The sequence below is a fragment of the Aliiruegeria haliotis genome, assembly GCF_003003255.1.
Taxonomy (GTDB): Bacteria; Pseudomonadota; Alphaproteobacteria; order Rhodobacterales; family Rhodobacteraceae; genus Tropicimonas; species Tropicimonas haliotis.
The window spans coordinates 537,455-555,424 of record NZ_PVTD01000001.1; the positions used below are offsets into that span (position 1 = coordinate 537,455).

Annotated in this window: 15 protein-coding genes and 1 pseudogene; 14 read left to right on the forward strand and 2 right to left on the reverse strand. The window is 64.0% G+C overall.

Annotation, left to right across the window (positions count from 1 at the left end; genetic code table 11):
* Positions 1 to 84 precede the first annotated feature (84 nt).
* Positions 85 to 801, reverse strand: a complete 717-nt coding sequence (locus CLV78_RS02410; protein ID WP_106203163.1) for a response regulator — start codon at positions 799 to 801, stop codon at positions 85 to 87.
* Entirely contained in the window at positions 798 to 3,008 is a 2,211-nt protein-coding gene (locus tag CLV78_RS02415; protein ID WP_106203164.1) for an ATP-binding protein, read from the reverse strand. The genes CLV78_RS02410 and CLV78_RS02415 overlap by 4 nt, the downstream gene beginning before the upstream one ends.
* A gap of 268 nt (positions 3,009 to 3,276) precedes the next feature.
* Between CLV78_RS02415 and CLV78_RS02420 the strand changes: the two genes are divergently transcribed.
* The 14 genes and pseudogenes from CLV78_RS02420 to CLV78_RS02475 all read left to right on the forward strand — a co-directional run bounded on the left by CLV78_RS02420 (position 3,277) and on the right by CLV78_RS02475 (position 17,942).
* A complete protein-coding gene (locus CLV78_RS02420; protein ID WP_106203165.1) occupies positions 3,277 to 3,465 on the forward strand; it encodes a hypothetical protein in 189 nt (62 codons plus the stop codon).
* 41 nt (positions 3,466 to 3,506) lie between these two features.
* Positions 3,507 to 4,544, forward strand: a pseudogene (gene cysK / locus CLV78_RS02425) (cysteine synthase A); the annotation flags it as partial.
* A 108-nt stretch (positions 4,545 to 4,652) separates the two neighbouring features.
* On the forward strand, positions 4,653 to 4,997 hold the full coding sequence (locus tag CLV78_RS24390; RefSeq protein WP_281261129.1) for a glutaredoxin: 345 nt from the start codon (positions 4,653 to 4,655) through the stop codon (positions 4,995 to 4,997).
* Positions 4,998 to 5,043: 46 nt separating this feature from the next.
* Positions 5,044 to 6,456, forward strand: a complete 1,413-nt coding sequence (locus tag CLV78_RS02430; protein WP_158263401.1) for a pyridoxal phosphate-dependent decarboxylase family protein — start codon at positions 5,044 to 5,046, stop codon at positions 6,454 to 6,456.
* A 237-nt stretch (positions 6,457 to 6,693) separates the two neighbouring features.
* Positions 6,694 to 7,272, forward strand: coding sequence for an OsmC family protein (locus CLV78_RS02435; RefSeq protein ID WP_106203730.1), 579 nt, complete (start codon positions 6,694 to 6,696; stop codon positions 7,270 to 7,272).
* A 313-nt stretch (positions 7,273 to 7,585) separates the two neighbouring features.
* Positions 7,586 to 7,711 (forward strand): hypothetical protein, encoded by a 126-nt coding sequence (locus CLV78_RS24715; RefSeq protein ID WP_281261120.1) that lies wholly within the window; start codon positions 7,586 to 7,588, stop codon positions 7,709 to 7,711.
* An 18-nt stretch (positions 7,712 to 7,729) separates the two neighbouring features.
* On the forward strand, positions 7,730 to 8,980 hold the full coding sequence (locus CLV78_RS02440) for a flavin-containing monooxygenase (RefSeq protein ID WP_106203168.1): 1,251 nt from the start codon (positions 7,730 to 7,732) through the stop codon (positions 8,978 to 8,980).
* A gap of 15 nt (positions 8,981 to 8,995) precedes the next feature.
* A complete protein-coding gene (locus CLV78_RS02445; protein ID WP_106203169.1) occupies positions 8,996 to 10,171 on the forward strand; it encodes an NAD(P)/FAD-dependent oxidoreductase in 1,176 nt (391 codons plus the stop codon).
* A 103-nt stretch (positions 10,172 to 10,274) separates the two neighbouring features.
* Positions 10,275 to 11,123: an alpha/beta fold hydrolase gene (locus CLV78_RS02450; protein WP_106203170.1), complete on the forward strand. Its 849-nt coding sequence runs from the start codon at positions 10,275 to 10,277 to the stop codon at positions 11,121 to 11,123.
* Positions 11,124 to 11,159: 36 nt separating this feature from the next.
* Entirely contained in the window at positions 11,160 to 11,519 is a 360-nt protein-coding gene (locus CLV78_RS02455; RefSeq protein WP_106203171.1) for a group I truncated hemoglobin, read from the forward strand.
* Position 11,520: 1 nt separating this feature from the next.
* Entirely contained in the window at positions 11,521 to 12,576 is a 1,056-nt protein-coding gene (locus CLV78_RS02460) for an adenylate/guanylate cyclase domain-containing protein (RefSeq protein WP_106203172.1), read from the forward strand.
* Complete coding sequence (locus tag CLV78_RS02465; protein WP_106203173.1) at positions 12,573 to 14,063, forward strand: sensor histidine kinase; 1,491 nt, start codon at positions 12,573 to 12,575, stop codon at positions 14,061 to 14,063. Before CLV78_RS02460 ends, CLV78_RS02465 begins: the two co-directional genes overlap by 4 nt.
* Before the next feature lie 577 nt (positions 14,064 to 14,640).
* A complete protein-coding gene (locus tag CLV78_RS02470) occupies positions 14,641 to 14,979 on the forward strand; it encodes a hypothetical protein (RefSeq protein WP_106203174.1) in 339 nt (112 codons plus the stop codon).
* An 887-nt stretch (positions 14,980 to 15,866) separates the two neighbouring features.
* On the forward strand, positions 15,867 to 17,942 hold the full coding sequence (locus CLV78_RS02475) for a M13 family metallopeptidase (protein WP_106203175.1): 2,076 nt from the start codon (positions 15,867 to 15,869) through the stop codon (positions 17,940 to 17,942).
* Positions 17,943 to 17,970 lie beyond the last annotated feature (28 nt).

Genomic DNA, 17,970 nt, shown 5'->3' on the forward strand with positions numbered 1-17,970 from the left:
AAAGTGGCGGAAATTCGGCGGGGCGGGTCGGGTGGAGGTGCTGGCCCGGGCCGGGATCGGGGTCAGTGTGCCCAAGGCGCCGCGCTATTCCGGGTCGAACACATAGCCGATGCCGCGCACCGTTCTGATCAGGCTCGGTTTCTGGGGGTTGGCCTCGATCTTTCGCCGCAATCGCGAGATCCGGATGTCGATGCTTCGGTCGAACGGATCCCAGGACCGGTCGTGTGCCTGTTCGAGGATCTGGTCGCGGTTGAGCACCCGTGATCGGTTCTCCGCGAAAAGCTTGAGCAGACGGAACTCCATGGCCGTGAGGGGTACTTCCTCGCCCGACTCGCGAAACAGCTTCGCAGCGTCGAAATCGAGGGTAAAGGTGCCGAAGGGCACCGACGTCCGCCCGTTTTCCGCCACCGGCGCTTCGGCCTGCGTCGGAGCGCGTCGCAACACGGCCTTGATGCGGGCTTCCAGTTCGCGCAGGTCGACCGGTTTGCCGAGGTAATCGTCCGCACCCATTTCCAACCCGACAATCCGGTCGATGGTTTCGCCGGCAGCGGTCAGCATGATGACGGGGGTTCGGTCTTCGACCCGAAGCGTGCGAAGCGCGGTCAGCCCGTCTTCTCCGGGCATGTTCACGTCCAGCAGGATGAGGTCGACATCCGCCTCCGACAGGCGTTCACGCATTTGCACCGCGTCATGGGCGGATATGACCGCGAAGCCGCGTTTCCCAAGGTATTCGCCGAGCATCTCGCAGAGATCGGTCTCGTCGTCGCAGACCAGAATGGTCGGATCGGATGTATCGGTCATGATCTGCCTCCCCCGGCGAGAATCCCGGCCACGAAATCCCGCAACTCCGTCGGCGAGACAGGTTTTTCCAGATAGGGACGCCCGGCTTCGAGCAGGAAGGTCTGCGAAGCCCGCCCCATCGTGTCCCCGGTGACGATGCCGATCTTGGACACAGTGCCGGGATGTGTGCGCCCAATATGCTCGAAGACGCCGCGTCCGTCGATGTCGGGCATGTTCAGGTCGCACAGGACGCAATCGAACCCGGTCTGGGCAAGTGCCTCGATCGCCTCGGTGCCGGAATAGGCGATGGTCACCTCATACCCCGCACGCTCCAGGATCTCCGCATTGAGGTCAGCCACATCCGGCTCATCGTCCACGACGAGAATACGGGCCGCTGGTGCCTCGTTCGCCTCCGGGCGCGGATCGGTGCCGTCGGTCGCGGGCAGGTCGACGACGATACGGGTGCCGGCGGGATGCCCCGGGTCGACGTGGATCCGGCCGTTGAATCCCTGAAGCGTGTTGTGGCACCAGGTCAGCCCGATACCCTTGCCGTTTCCAAGGCCTCGCGTGGTGAAATACGGCTCAAAAACCCTCTGGAGGATGTCTTGCGGAATACCGGGGCCATCGTCTTCGACCACCAGCCGAATGCCGCCGGTCGAGGAGTCAGATCCGGTCGCAATGCGGATTTGCCCGGCCTTGCCCGTCGCCGCGATTGCCGCGTGGGCATTCTGCAGCAGGTTGACCACCACCTGCACCATCCTGTCGGGATCGACGAGCACCGGCGGCAGGTCCGGCGCCAGATCGGTGGTGACCGACAGGTCGTTGCCGAAAACCTCGTACCGAACCACGTCGAGCGCCGTGGTGGCGATCTCGTTGATTTCCGTCGGCTCCAGTTCGGGCGTCTGGGCAGGCGTCATCGTCAGGTAGGTTCGGACGATCTCCGTGCATCGCTCGGCCGCCTCCCCGATCCGACCGGCCTTGCGAACCACCTCCGGGTCGTCACTTTCCTCACCGAGCATCAGCGCATGACCTGCCACCACCGAAAGCGGATTGTTGAGGGCATGGGCCACGTTGGCGAGCAGCCCGCCGAGGGCGGATAGCTTCTCATTCTGGAACATGCGTTCGCGAGTCTGTGACATGCTGATCTCCGCTTCGAGCTGATCGGTCATGTCCCGTGAATAGGACACGATCACATCGCGCCCCTCGTATTCGAACATCCGGGCCGAGATGGCGCCCCAGAACGGTGCACCGTCGGCGCGATGAAACCGTGCCTTGTAGTCGAGAACGATTCCGTCCCGGCGTAGCGCCTCCAGAAACCCCTCCCGGTCGGCCGGGTCGATGTAGAAATCCCTCGTATTGAGCTTGGTGCCGAATATCCGGTCGATCTCCGGGCTGCGATACAGGACGCGCCCGCTTTCGGCCTCCGTCATCAGGATCGGGGCGGGGCAGTTCTCAACAACCTTTCGGGCTATCGCATCCCGTTCCGCCGCCTCGCGCAGATCGACCAGCGCTGTGACCACGCAGGTCTCGCCTCCGTAGCGTGTCAGCCGCCCGTTTGCGGACATCGGAACGCGGCTGCCATCCGCCGCGAGAAACACCATGCGAAAGTCGTCGACTTCCCCATCTTGGCGGAGCATGCGCACGAAGGTCTCCCGGTCGGACGGGTTCTCGTAGTGCTCGATTGCGTTCCGGGTCTCGCCGAACAATGCGTTGGCGGCGGGTGAACGGTACAGGATCAGCCCGTCCCGCAGCCGCGACATGACCACCGGGGTCGGGTTCGTCCCCAGGATGTTGCTCAGGAGCGCTTCGCTTTCCTCCAGCAAGCGCTTGTTCTGGCGGGACAGGGTCACGTCGTTTCGCACGATCACGAAGCCGCCGCCAGCGGTCGGGTTGTAGCGTACCGCGTATTCGCGGCCGTCGCCCTGGGATATCTCCACGATCGTTGCGCCGTCGCCCCCAACGTTCGTGTGCCATTCGCGGTCGCGGTCAGCCGCATCCGTGTAGATCCCGCCGGCAACGCAGGCTTGCAGCATGTCCTCCCACCGCAGACCGGGCGCGATCATCTCGCGGATCGGGCCGAGCATTTCAGCGAAGCGTTCATTGTGGATCACGAGGCGCCGTTCGGGATCGAACACGGCGATGCCTTCGGAGAGCGCTTCTATCGCGTCGAGAAGGACGCCTTCGCGTTGCGCGTCCGTCACGTGGGGAGAGTGTTCGTGCTGGTTCATAAATCCCACCTAAAAGGCTGGTGTTTCAGGTCGTTTTCATCCCCGGCGGGAAAGGTTTCAATTGTAACAGCATTGGCTGTCGTCTGCGACTGCTCGATATATTTTTTTGCTTTTATTTCAGAGGGATGAGGGAGGCTGTGCGATCCGCATGCTCTGAAGCGTTCGAAACACGATTGACCGCGTTCAGACATGCTGGCGCAACGCCGCCGGCACAGTCTTGCTCCTATCGGCAACCTCGCCAATGCACGCAAGCCCAAAGGAGCCCCCCATGAGCGCCCCCCGAAACCGCGAGCCTCTGTACCGCATCGATGGCGCGATGGACGTGCTCGTTCCGCGCCGCGCAGCACCGGGCCAAACCGATCCCCGCACTCTTGCCGGCGACATCGGCACGGCCCGGCAGGACAGCCGCCGGGCCCCCGACTGGCACCGGACCCTGCGCCCCGCGCAGGCCATTTGACCCATTCCCTGACCCATCCATTCCATTCGAGGACCAGACACATGGCCGGACTGAAATCATCCATTCTCGATACGATCGGCAAGACGCCCGTTGTGCGGATCAACAACATCGCGCCCGAGGGCGTCGAGCTCTACGTGAAATGCGAGGCCTTCAATCCGCTGGGGTCGGTCAAGGACCGGCTGGCGCTAGGCGTGATCGAGGCTGCTGAACGCGACGGTTCGCTGAAGCCCGGCCAGACAGTGGTCGAGGCGACCTCCGGCAATACCGGCATCGGTCTGGCGATGGTCTGTGCCCAGAAGGGCTATCCGCTGGTTCTGGTGATGGCAGAGAGTTTCTCCATCGAGCGCCGCAAGCTGATGCGCTTCCTCGGAGCCAGGGTGGTTCTGACACCGGCCTCCGAGAAAGGCACAGGCATGGTCGCAAAGGCGAAGGAACTCGCGGAGCAACACGGGTGGTACTGGACCCGGCAGTTCGACAACCCGGCGAACTCCGAGATCCACGCCACCACCACCGCTATCGAGATCCTGGACGATTTTGGCGTTGACGGGCTGGACTACTGGGTTTCAGGCTTTGGAACCGGCGGTACGATGAACGGGGTCGCGCGCGTGCTCAAGCAGCGCAGCCCGAGGACGAGGATCATCGCCACCGAGCCGGACAATTCCCAGCTCCTGAACTCCGATGTTGCCCAGGAGTTCGGACCCGATGGCGTCGCCGTCGGAAGCCATCCGAGTTGGCGCCCGCACCTGATGCAGGGCTGGTCGCCGGATTTCATCTCGCAACTCGCGCAACAGGTTCTGGACGCCGGTCATATCGACGCTTTCCGCCCGGTGCCGGGCGACGATGCGATCCAGTGCGCCAAGGATCTGGCAGCGCGCGAGGGCATCTTCTGTGGCATCAGTTCCGGGGCCACCTTCGCTGCCGCGCTCGAGGTCGCAAGGACCGCGCCGAAGGGGTCGAGAATACTCGCCATGCTGCCCGACACCGGCGAGCGGTATCTCTCCACGCCGCTCTTCGCGGACGTCCCCGAGGACATGACTGCGGAGGAAATGGCGCTGTCGCAATCGACGCCGAACTACCGCTTCGACGTCAGTCCGCCGCCCCCAGTGCCCGCCGTGGCCACCGCGGAACCTGCCGTCGATCCGGCGACACGAGCCGAGGTCGAGCGGATAGTCGCAAGCAAACCTGTCGTGATCTTCGCCCTGGAATGGTGCGAGTTCACCTGGTCCGTCCGCAACATGTTCGCCGAAGCCGGGATCGACTACGAGAGCGTGGACCTCGATTCCGTGGCGTTCCAGAAGGGCGATGCGGGACGAAGCACCCGCTACCGCGCCGTCCTGCGGGACATGACCGGTTCACCGACGATCCCGCAGGTGTTCGTCAACGGCCAGCATGTCGGCGGCGCCACAGAAACTTTCGATGCCTTCAACTCCGGCACATTGCAAGAGGCTCTGGCCGCAGGGGCGGTGAGTTTCGACCCCGGCATGGAACGGGACGCATATTCCTTCCTGCCCAAGTGGCTGCACGCGAGGTAGAGTGATGAAACAGGACCGCATTTTGCTGCCCACCAGGGGGATCCGGATGACTGATGCAATGAAGCTGGCCGCGGAACACGGCCGGGCGTGGCGCTCAAACGCGGTGCGGCCGATGGGCGACGGGGCCAATGTCCGCGCGATCCATCCGACGGCAACGCTGGAGGCGCTTCGCGAAGCGTTCGGTGGCCCGCTGCCGGACATACCGCAGGAAGGGCAGGGGGTGATCCGCGACCTCATCGCGGCCGCCGAGCCCGGGCTTGTCGGCAATACCGATGCCGGGTTTCATGCCTGGGTCATGGGCGCGTCCCATCCTGTTGGTGTCGCCGCCGACTGGCTGACCTCCGCATGGGGGCAAAACCCGGGCATCTACCAATGCTCGCCTGCGGCTTGCACCGCTGAGGAAGTTGCCGCGGGCTGGCTGCTGGAGCTGCTTGATCTGCCGCGCAATGGATCGGTTGGCTTCACCACCGGCGCCACCATGGCGGGCTTCACGTGTCTTGCCGCAGCGCGTGGCGAGGTGCTGCGCCGGGCTGGCCACGATTTCGACGAGCTCGGGCTTGCCCATGCGCCGCCGGTCAAGGTGTTCGTCGCGGAAGACACGCATGTCACCAACCTGGCCGCGATCCGTTACCTTGGCATCGGCAATCGCGATGTGATCCGGATTGCCACAGATGCACAGGGCCGGATGGTCGTGCCGCTGCTTGCCCGCAGCCTGTCCGACACCGAAGGCCCGAAGATCATCCTGGCCACCGCCGGCCACATCAATACCGGGGCGTTCGACGACTTTCCGGCGCTGGCCGACCTTGCCGCCGAAAACGACGCCTGGCTGCACGTGGATTCGGCATTCGGCCTGTGGGCCCGCGCGGCCCCGGACCGGAAGGCGCGGACCGCTGGTCTGGAGCGCGCCGACAGCTGGTCGACCGACGGCCACAAGTGGCTGCAGGTTCCCTACGATTCCGGCTTTGCCATTGTCCGGCATCCCGACGCGCATGCCCGCGCGATGGACATGACGGCGAGCTACCTCACGCAATCGCCCGAGGGCGGGCGCAATCCGACGCAGTTCAGCCCGGAACTGTCCCGCCGGGCGCGCGGTTTCGCGGTCTGGGCCGTGTTGCGCGCGCTCGGGCGGGAAGGTGTCGCCGAAATGATCGAGCGGCATTGCGCGGCGGCCGAGTTGCTCGGCGATCTCCTACGCGATCTGCCCGGGGTCCGGGTGCACAATGATGTGGTGCTTAACCAGCTCGCCGTGTCCTTCCATACCGGCGATGGGGGAGCGAACGTCACCGCCGCGATGGAGGAGCGGCTGAACCTCGATGGCCGCTACTTCTTCCGAACGGCGAGTTGGAAGGGCGAGACCGTGCTCCGCGTCTCCGTGATCTCGCGGGAGACGGGCGTCGCGGACATCCGGGCCCTGGCGGCCTGCGTTGACCGCGAATGGAGTGCCATTCGGACCACGTGAACCAAGCGCCGCATCAGCGACACATGCACAGTATCGACACGCCCGCCGGAGATTTCGGCGGGCTTTTTCGTGCTTTGTTTCAGATTGTTACACGGTTTTTTTGAATTGAAACTTTTGACACGCAGATCGGTGCATTCCGACCGAATACTGAAACGAGGGCCCCGTAGAACTCCTGTCATGGCCGAACGAGAACGGCCTTCCGATCCCAAAGCAAACACCAGACAGGAAGACACACAGATGAACACCGCAGTCATGGAAAAGCCCGCCAAGATCGCCAAGAACGGCGTCGACGTTCCCACGCTTCTGGCCACCATCGGCGCCGTCAAGGAAATGCCGGTTGCCGCGAAGTTCCAGTTCCGCGCCAAGGGCGCCTGGGTCAGCGGCACCCACAGCCGTGCGACCGTCAACGGCTTCTTCGGCGCGGGAGAGGAGCAGAACCGCGACGAGGACTTCGTGATCGAAGGCGATCACCCCGCCGTTGTTTGCGGCGCCGACAAGGCGCCCACCCCGGTCGAGTATCTTTTGTCTGCGCTCGCGGCCTGCCTGACGGCTGGCGTCGGCAATATCGCTTCCGTGCGCCAGATCGATCTCGAGTCCGTCGAGACCATTGTTGAAGGCGACATCGACATGCAGGGCATCCTCGGCCTGAACGACGAGGTCCGTAACGGTTTCGAGGGCATTCGCGCCACTGTGAAGATCAAGGGCAATGCCCCGGCCGAGCAGCTCGAAAAGGTCGTCCAGCAGTCGATTGCCCGCTCCGCCGTCTTCGACATGCTGTCCAACGGCACGAAGGTCGACGTGGCGATCGCCGCGTGAACTCCCGAAGGGCGGCGGGTCAGACCCGCCGCCGCCTCTCCCCGCTGACACCCGAAAGGAAACCCCAATGCTCCCGACCCTGTTTCGCAACCCGCCACTCCGCAACGATCGCCTGCCGCAGCGCCACGCAACCGCAACTCGCATGATGCAGCGCCGCAGCCGTGGGCAGGCAGGATGACCATGGTCCGCAGATCCCGCAGCCCGCGTGCTGCTGCCCATTCCGCCCGACGGATCGCCAGTCGGGTCCTGCGCCTTCCCGAGATTCTGCCGGACCGCAAGGACGGCTGGATCGTCTGACCCGGAAGGAGACCCGATGGCCCGTTTCACCAGAAGCAACCGCCACGCCCGCACCCTCATGCAACGCAGTGCGACCCGCAGGTCCGCGTCGCGGCCCGGGCGTGGCATCGACAGTTTCATCGCCGGCATCTTTTCCGGCTGACCCACCTGGGAGCCCAGCATGACCCGCAAGACAGATGTCCTGATCATTGGCGCCGGACAAGCCGGACTGGCCATGAGCCATTGCCTGACCGGCCAGGGAATCGAGCACGTTGTCCTCGATCGCGGTGCCGTCGGGCAACGGTGGCGGGCGGAACGCTGGGCGTCGCTGCACCTGCTCACGCCCAACTGGATGACGCGCCTGCCAGGCTGGCAGTACCGTGGCCCCGACCCGGAGGGCTTCATGCACAAGGACGAGGTCGTTGGCATGTTGAACCGGTATTCCCGGTCCTTTGCCGCGCCGATCCGGGAGTTCTCTGCTGTCGAGAGCCTGTGCCGGACCACTGACGGGTTCCGTGTCACGACACAGGCGGAGACCTGGATCGCCCGCTCTGTCGTTGTCGCGACCGGAGCCTGCGACCGCCCGGCGGTGCCTGCGTTCGCAGGCGGGGTGGCGCGTGATATCACTCAGGTCACCCCCGGCGACTACGTTCATCCCGGACAGCTCGAACAGGGCGGCGTGCTGGTTGTCGGCGCCTCTGCGACCGGTATCCAACTGGCCGAGGAGATCCACCTGTCAGGCCGTCCGGTCACCCTCGCTGCCGGCGCCCATGCCCGCTTGCCACGCCGCTATAGGGGGCGGGATGTCCTCGATTGGCTGGACCGTTGCGGCGTGTTGTCCGAGGCACGGAACCCTTCGGTTCCGAACCACCGCGCCCTGACGCAGCCGTCGCTGCAACTGATCGGCTCGACCCCGGCTCGTGATCTCGACCTGATGACGTTGGCGCGATTGGGCATAACCATCACCGGGAGGGTGGATGGCATCGGGGGCAACACCGTCAGAATATCCGACAGCCTTCCCGCCGACATGTTGGCCGCGGAGGATCGGCGTATCCGCACCCTCGCGCGGATCGACGATCACATCCATTCCACCGGTGCCACGGCGCCCGTTTCGGCCGATGCCGCGCCCCTGACCATGCCTGTGTCCGCTAGCCTGCGCGCAATCGATCTGCGCGCCGCCGGTATCCGCACCATCCTCTGGGCCACGGGCTATCGCCGCAGCTACCCATGGCTGCAACTCCCGGTGTTCGACCCATCCGGGGAAATCCTGCAATCCGGGGGGATCACCCCGTGCCCCGGCCTCTACACGCTCGGCCTGCCATTCATGCGCAGGCGAAATTCCACCTTCATCGATGGCGTCGGCCAGGACGCAATCGAGATCACCACGGAAATTGCCCGGCACCTCGACATCACCTGTCGAGCGGTTGCCTGACACAGGAGAAAGACCATGCCCCAGACCAGGCCCAATACCCATTTCGATGCGTTGATCGTCGGCGCCAGGTGTGCGGGTGCCGCCACCTCGATGCTTCTTGCACGCGCCGGGCTGAAGGTCCTGCTGATCGACCGGGACGAGGCCGGAACGGACACGATGTCGACCCATGCGCTGATGCGCGGCGCGGTCATGCAACTCGACCGTTGGGGGCTTCTCGATGGCCTGTTATCCGCAGGGGCGCCGCCCATCCGCAAAACGACCTTCCACTATGGCGCAGAGGCGTTGCCGCTGGACATTCGTCCGGGTCACGGCGTTGACATCCTTGTGGCCCCGCGCCGGTCTGTGCTGGACGCGCAGCTTGTCGAGGCCGCCCGCGCGGCCGGTGCGGTTGTCCGTCACCGCACGGCACTCCGGGCCCTGCTGCGCGAACCGGCGACCGGTCGCGTCATTGGCGCCACGCTGTCCGGACCCGGCGGCAGGACCGAGCATGTTCACGCCGCCATCACCGTAGGCGCCGACGGGCGGCGGTCGTCCGTAGCCCGGCAGGTCGGCGCGCGGAGCATCTCGCAATCGGTGCATGCCACGGGCTGCGTCTATGGCTATTTCGATGGCATTCCCGACGATGGCTTCCGCTGGTACTATGGGCCGGATGTGTCAGCGGGGGCGATCCCGACCAATGACGGTTCCCATTGTGTGTTTGCCGCGATCCCGGCCGACGCGTTTCGTACCCTGAAAAGCCTACACGCACCGTCGCAACTGTTGACCCGGCTGGCCGAGCAGTCCAACCCGGACCTGGCGGCGGTTCTGCGGGATGCGAAGCCATGCACACGCCCGATTCTGTTTGCGGGGGCACCGGGCCATCTGCGGCAATGCCACGGACCCGGCTGGGCGCTGGTTGGCGATGCCGGCTATTTCAAGGACCCGCTCACGGCGCATGGGATCACGGATGCCCTGCGCGATGCTGAATGCCTCGCCAATGCCGTGGTCGCGGGAACGAAAGCTGCGCTGGTCACGTATCAGGACACGCGGGACCGACTGTCGCGCGGGTTGTTCGAGATCACCGACAGGATCGCCTCCTTCAACTGGTCCCTGCGCGAGCTTCAACAGCTTCACAAACAGCTCAACGAAGAGATGAAGCGGGAACAGGGCTGGATGGAAAAGGCCTTCACACCCGCGCCGCTGGCCGCCTGACCGCGCGCCGGAAACAAACGAAACATTTCCCGGCGTCCCGGGACAATTGAGTGAAACACCCGGCCGCTAGATCCTGATGACATGATCTGAAGGGACCATTGAAATGAACATGATACCTCGAATTGATTTCGCCGTGGCAGCCGCTGCCACGTCCTCGAACCTGCCAGTGGTCGCCTTGCATGGGACCGCAATGAACGCCGCGACCTGGACCGGCCTTCGGGAACATGCAGGCAGCCGTCTGTCCTTCTCCGCCCCGACCCTCGCCGGGTCAATGGCAGGCACGGGTGGCGCACGGGAGCTGGAGGAAACCACGGACGCCGTTGCCCGTGAAATCCTGCAACCCGGAAAAGCCCTGCACCTCGTCGGGCACGATTTCGGCGCCGTTGTTGTAATGAAAATCGCGGCCGCGCATCCCGGACACGTTGCCAGCCTGACGCTGGTCGAGCCGACAGCCTTCAACGTGCTGTCGCCGACCGACGAAACGTCCGGGCCGATCCGGCGGGACGTCATGCGGACAATGGCGCAGATGCGTGCGTCGCTGGCAAACGGCGATACGCACGGGGCCATGGAATGCTACATCGACTGCATCAACGGTCAGGGAACTTGGGGGCGGACGGCACCTGTCCACCGCCAGGACCTCTCTGGTCTGGCCAGTCGCGCGTTGTCCGACCTCCATTCGGTCACCGCAGACCGGATGACGCCGGCGGAGCTTGCCACGATCGTCTGCCCGGTTCTGCTGATCCGTGGAGGTCGGACATCCAGGGCATTGCAACACCTCGCGCTGGAGATCCGCCGCTCCGTGCCCTTCGTCCGCGAAGAGGTCATCGAGGGCGCCGGCCATTTCCCGCATCTGACCGATCCGCACCTCGTCGATCCGATGATCGTCGAATTTCTTGTGCGCGTGGATCGTCAATGGCAGGATAGCACGGTTACCCTGCGGCAGGCGGCCTAGGCCAATTCGCATTCAATTGATTGGGGAGGAAACCCCGTGGAAAAGACACTGTTTGAGAAGTACGGCGGTTTTTCGACGGTCAGCAAGATCGTCATGGACCTTTACGACACCCTGCTGGACGACGACGATGTCGGGCCGTTTTTTGACGATGTCGATATGCCCCGGCTGATCGATCATCAAACAAAATTCGTCGCGTCGCTGATGGGTGGGCCAGCGTCTTTCACCGACACGCATATTCAGCGGGCCCACCACAACCTGGATATTGCGCCGGTTCATTTCGACCGCCTGAAAGAAATCATCGAAGGCACGCTTGAGAAATTCGAGGTCGAGCGGGAGGATATCGAAACGGTCCTCGGGGCATTCGAATCCCGGCGCAAATTGCTGCTCGGCGACTGACATGACCATCGAAGCCATCAATGAGCAATTGTTGCGGGCCATCGGCGTCGGCGTTGCGCTTGCCGATCTCGATACGCTCGAACTGAAGTTCCGCAATGACACTTTCATCGACTGGTTCGGCGGACCGGAGGCGAGCCTGCGTCTGGGGGATCTTTTTCCGTCGCTCGACCTGGAAGCACTGTCCGGGGAAATGGAGAATGGCGGCACGTTCACGGCGGAGGCGAGTTTCAAACTCAAGCGGCGGCGCATGACTGTCGCGATGGATTTCACCCGCGCCGGGAATTCCACCGAACGGATCGCGGTGCTGGTCTGTCAGAACATCACGCGGATCAAGGAACTGGAGTCGATGATCGATTCCTATTCGATGATGGTCGAGCGCAATACGCACGAGATCAAGCGCGAGAAGGAACAGGTCGAGAAACTCCTTCTCAACATGATGCCGAGATCCGCCTATGAAGAATACAAATCCTTTGGCGTCGTGGCGCCGCGGATCTTTGAATCGGTTTCCGTGCTGACACTGGATTTCGAGAATTTCGACAAGATCCTGGAGTCCAACGATCCGGCAGTCATCGTCAGCGAATTGAACGATATCTATACCGCATTCGATCGTATCGGAGAGCAATTCGGATGCGAGCGGGTGCGCACGAATGGCGACAGTTATTTCGCGGTGTCCGGTGTTCCCGACCCGGTGCTGAACCATGCGGAATCCGTTGCCAATGCGGCGGTACGTTTCCTGCGATATCTGGCGCGGCGCAATGAAAGCCACCCGATCCGCTGGGAGGCCCGCCTCGGGTTGGCCTCCGGTCCGGTCGTGGGATCTGTCGTTGGCGTTCAGCGATATATCTACGACGTGTTCGGACCGGCGGTCGAGCGGGCGAGCAAGACACGTGCACGCGCTCCGGGCATGGCAATCGTCGCCGATGCCAGCATTCGCGACCTGTTGGATACGCGTTTCACCCTGACCGCGCTGCCGCCGGCCAGGGTTCGTCCGGAACCGCAGGGTGGCCTCTACCTGCTTGAGGAAGCCAGCCAGAGCGAGGCGCACGGAGCCCTGTGACACGTCCGGACGACATGATCGCCGGGGCGGGCTCCACCCCGGCGCCCGATTCCGTGCCGATGCGTGAGGCAATCGACCTGTTGGAGGATGCGGTTGCCTTTTTTGATGCCGATGGCGGGATCCTTGCCACCAACCTGAGTTTTCGCGATGCCTATGGCGAGATCGCGCAGTATATCCGGGAGGGGTCGTCCTGGGAGATTTTCCTGCTTGAGGCAGAGCGCCACGCGGCGCTTGACGGCGCGGTCTGCCAGCAATTGCGTCTCGCCGAGACGATGCTTGGCGGACAGGGTGCAACCCCAGCTGCAATCGAGCATCGCGGCGACGCGAACCGGGCCTACGAGATCCGGCTGAAGCCGACGTCGAACGGTGGGTTCGCAATGGTCCAGACCGAAGTGATCGACACGCGTGGACGGGCGGAAAGCGACGAGTTGGCGGAGGTGCTGATGTCGAAAGTGCTCGAAGCTTGCCCGGCCAACCTAACGATGTCACGGATCGGCGACGGTCAGATCCTCTACCGGACACCGGCCGCAACCGAGTTGCTGGGTGCGGTACGCAACAGCCGTGATCACTTCGCAAGGGTCGAGGAGCGCGCGGATTTCGTGACCGCGCTTCTGCCCGATGCTCGTGTGGACGACATGCGGGTGACCGGGCGCCGCCGCGACGGATCGGCCTTTCCGGCATCGCTTTCGGCACGGTTGATCGACTACCGGGGCGACGAGGTGGTGGTGGCGAACATGATCGACCTGACCGACGAGATCGCCCTTCAGGCGGAACTGGAGCGGCAGAAGGACCTTGCCTTTCAGTCGGAAAAGATGTCGGCACTTGGGGAGTTGCTGGCCAGTGTTGCGCATGAACTCAACAACCCGCTCTCGGTCGTGGTGGGCAATGCGACCATGCTGAGCGAAGAAGACCTGGGCGAGGCGGCGCTCCGGCGCGTGAGCAAGCTCAGTGATGCGGCCGACCGGTGCGTTCGGATTGTCCGCACCTTCCTGTCGATGGCGCGGCAACAGCCCCTCAACCTGAGCGACGTCTCGCTGGCGGAACTGGTCGAGACTGCGCTCGATGCCTTGCAGAGCCACGCAGAGACATCGTCCGTCGAAATCGAGGTGTCGCTGCCACAATCCCTGCCGTTGGTGCGCGTTGACGACATTCAGGTCGTTCAGGTGATCCTGAACATCCTTGCCAATGCCGATCAGGCCATCGGCGAGTCCGGTATCGGAGATCGGATCCGGATTTCGGCGGCGGAGGAGGCCGCGACCGGGCAGGTCCGCGTGACAATCGCCGACAATGGTCCCGGTGTGCCGGAGCAGATCCACGGCCGCATCTTCGATCCGTTGTTCACGACGAAGTCGAAGGGCAGGGGCACCGGTGTCGGCCTGGCCTTCTGCCATCGCGTGATCTCTGCCCACGGCGGTGCGATCGAGTTGGAGCGGCGCAGCACAAGCGGCGCGACCTTCGTGATTGATTTGCCAGTGGCCGGCCCCTGAGCCCCATGCAGTGATGCTCAAGGACAAGCTGGCACGGCCACGGGAGGCCAGCCTGCCTTCAGGGATAGGTGCTGAAACCGCGCGGACTCGTGTGCAGTCGTCGCCATGTTTCGCAGGGCAGATTGGGGGACATCCGGGCAAGCTGCACCAGCGCGGCCTGCTTCGTGGGGTTCCGAGGTCCCACGGCCGGAAGTGATCATGATTGCGCCGCCACGTCAGGCTGCGATGTCCCTGCGACGACCGTAACAATCCGACGGGCAACGTATCCGGTGTGAGACCGTCCTGCATCAACCGCCCGATTCCCAAGTGTTCGGCAGAGCCGCCAACGATGAAAGACCTCGGAGTGCTGCGGGGCAGCGGCGTCCGGGCCTTTGGCACTGTCGAGCTAACCGTGCACTTGCGCAGGTCTGTGAAACGAAGCGCACGATCCATCTCTTCAGGTGGCACAGCACAAGAGACTTCGTGGACGACGTCGCAGACATGAGCACGTCAATCTTTTCGTCGAGAACCGCCCCGTTGGTCGCCCAGTCTACCGCTCGACTGTGACCCTCTGCTCCCGCCTTTGAGCAGGCGCTCGTTGGCGACCGCCGTCAAGGCGATCCCGACCATGCGGTATTGGAAAATCGCCGTTCAAGCATCGCCGAACCGGTATCGGACACGGCAGTCACCATTGGCGCGCCTTTGCAGGCGATTAAGCGTTCAGGGCACGGAATGCCTCTGCCTCTACGCGACCCTTCGCCCGGCCAAGTGCGTCGCCATCTCCGCGTGGACCGATGAAGCCGTCCGGCAGAACGCGGTGTGGATCAAAGGTCTCACGGCCACATCAGTCGGCGAGGTTGTCGCGAAGGCGGAGGTCTTTCGTGTCGGTTTTTTCAAATATATCAGGGTGATGTATGCTTTTTCGAAGGTCAATTGAACGCCACTTGGAATCCGGGCATGCGGGCACTGACCCGCACTTCGACCTTTCTGGTGATTTGAACGACGGGCCTCTGCACCTCTCGCGCCTGAGTAGTGATCTGCGGAGGAGCGACGTCGTTCTGTGACGGACATCCTGCATGGAGCCTCGCCTGAACACGCCTTCGACGCCGTGAGCCGCCGCTTCCGCCCAAACCGCGCCCGGTCTGATTGCCCACTGGCAAACCTTCCCGGGGTTTCCAGAAACCGGAGGGCTGGCTATGGTCGATCCATGGCGTCAGGACAAAGTTACGCGACACATTCCGGCTTGCGGGCCTTGTGCCCCGGCACGGTCCTGTCCGTGGCGGGGACGCTACGTGGTGCTGGCCTGTTCCGTCGTTGCGAGGGTCGACCTATCGTGTCGCAGGGCGATGGCTGGTGCGCCCGACGGCTGAAGATGGATCGCGGCATCGCTGCGCGGGACCTGCCTTGGCGCAGGGCGGATGTGGCAGACGTCGACCGGATCTGTGCGGCCCGCTCGCCCGCCGTCCACCCAACGGGGTGCTGGCCGAAAAAGCGGCAGTGGACCCTCAGTTCCCCCATTCTGTCGAGGCTTTGGCGACAGGTCGCAACGCGCGGCGGACGGTCGGGCGGGACAGCCCCCGACCCGTCACGGCAGAGCCGAGTACTCGTGGTTTTCCGCAGCCGGAGGCGTGCCCTCTGCCGCGATTCCGTCCCTCCGATCCCACCATCCGCGCCACTCGGGCATGTATCTGCGCGATGACTGACACCGACGCGAACAGGCAAAGCTCTGCCGCCAAGCAGGGGTCCTCCGACACCGCATCCCGGTCTTCCTGACCCTTGTTTCACGACCACCGCAACGCCCCCATCAACCTCCGGAGACACGCGATGAGATCAAAGACAGCACTTGCAACCGGTCTTGCGTCGGCTTTCCTGACCCTGCCGACAGGCGTTCTGGGCCAGGCCGCGGACCTGCCGCCGGCTGGCCCTGATGACCTCGTCTTTTCCGTGGAAAACATGGATACCAGCATCGATCCGGCGGTGGATTTTTACCGCTACGCCTCCGGCAAGTGGCTGGACCGGGTCGAGCGACCGTCGCACCTGGCGGCCTATGGCGCGCTGACCATCGCCGCGGAACGCACCAAGGAACGGATGAAGATCGCCCTGGCCGAGGCCGGCCGGACCGCAGCTGACGCTCCCAAAGGCAGCCCGGTGCAACTGGTTGGCGATTTCTACAATGCCTACATGGACACGGCGGCGCTGGACGCCGCCGGGCTGGACCCGCTGACGACGGAGCTGGAGCGGATCGAGGCGATCCGGACGATGGATGACCTTGTCCGGTTTGTCGGTGGGATGCTCGACATCGGCGGTCCGTCGCTTCTGCTGAGCTTTGGCCCGGATGTGGATCTTGCCAACAGCAAGGCCTATGCGACCTATGGCGGCGCGGGGTCGTTCGGGGTGCCGAAGGAACATGCGGAGATTTTGCGGCAAGGGCCGGGGGCTGCCGGCTATGCCGCGTATCGGACCTATGTCGAGGCGGTGATGCAAATTGCCGGTCGCAGTGAGGCGGAGGCCGCGCGGATCGCGGAGACCGTCCTGCAGCTCGAATCCGCGATGCTGGCGGCCCAACTGACGCCGGAGGAGAAGATCGACCCCCGCGTCTTCTACAACCCGATGCCGGTGGAGGAGGTGCAGGCCCAGATCCCGGAACTCGATCTTGCCACCTTGTTTGACGTCATCGACTTCCCGCTCCCCGAGACGATCATCGTCGCCGAGCCGCGGTATTTGCCAGCGCTGTCGCAGCTGCTCCGCGAACGGCCCATCGGGGATTTCCGGAACTATTTCACTTTCCGTCTGATCGACAATTACACGGATGTTCTGACCACGGAGTTCGACGAGCCACACCGCGCCTTCAATGCCGCGCTGACAGGGGTCGAGGAGCAACTCCCGCGGGAGGAGAGGGCGCTGGCTTTCCTCAAGGAGGCGCTCGGGCACCCATTGAGCCAAGTCTATATCAACCAGTTCTACGCCGATACCACCCGGGACAAGACGCTCGACATGATTGACCGGATACAGGCGGTCTTCATCGACCGGCTGCCCTCCCGCGACTGGCTGTCCGAGGAGACCCGGGCCGAGGCGCTGAACAAGCTGGAGAACCTCTACTACAAGGTCGGGTATCCGGATGAATGGATCGACTACAGCAGCGTTGAGATCGGTCCGGATGCCGTGAGCAATATCAGGAACATCGCGGCGTTTCTCGCGGATCGCATTCGGGAACGGTCCCGGGGGCCGGTCACCCATGACCAGTTCAACACCGAGTCCACCCTGCCCATCGTTGTGAATGCCGCATACAACCCCACCTACAACGGGTTCGAGGTTCCCGCCGCGATCCAGCAGCCGCCGGTCTTCGACGCCTCGGCCGACGCGCCGGTCCGTTTCTGCCGACTGGGTGCGATCATCGGGCATGAGATGACCCATGGTCTCGACAGTGGCGGCCGCCGGTTCGATGCCGAGGGCAACCTGCGCGACTGGTGGACCTTTGACGACGGCGTGGCCTTCGTCGCCGAGGCGAAGAAGCTCGTGGAGCAGGCCGATGCCGTGGAAATCCGCCCCGGGCTGCATCTGAACGGCCCGCTCAATGTCGGGGAGAACATGGCCGATGTGGGCGGCATCACCTTCGCGCACGAGGCGCTGATGCGCTATCTCGACGAACACCCCGACGAGAACGTGGAGATCGACGGGCTGACACCCTCGCAACGGTGTTTCATCGCCTGGGCGCAGATGTGGACCTGGAAGGCGAGTGAGCAGTTCATTCAGACCATCGTGACGGGCGATCGGCACCCGCCCAGCGAATACCGCGCCTATGCGCCGCTCCAGCATCTGGAGGCCTTCTACGAGGCGTTCGACATCGGGGAGGGCGACCCGATGTGGCTGCCGCCAGAGCAGCGTGTGAACGCCTGGTAGCCGGACAGACACGGTGTGGCGGGGCAGG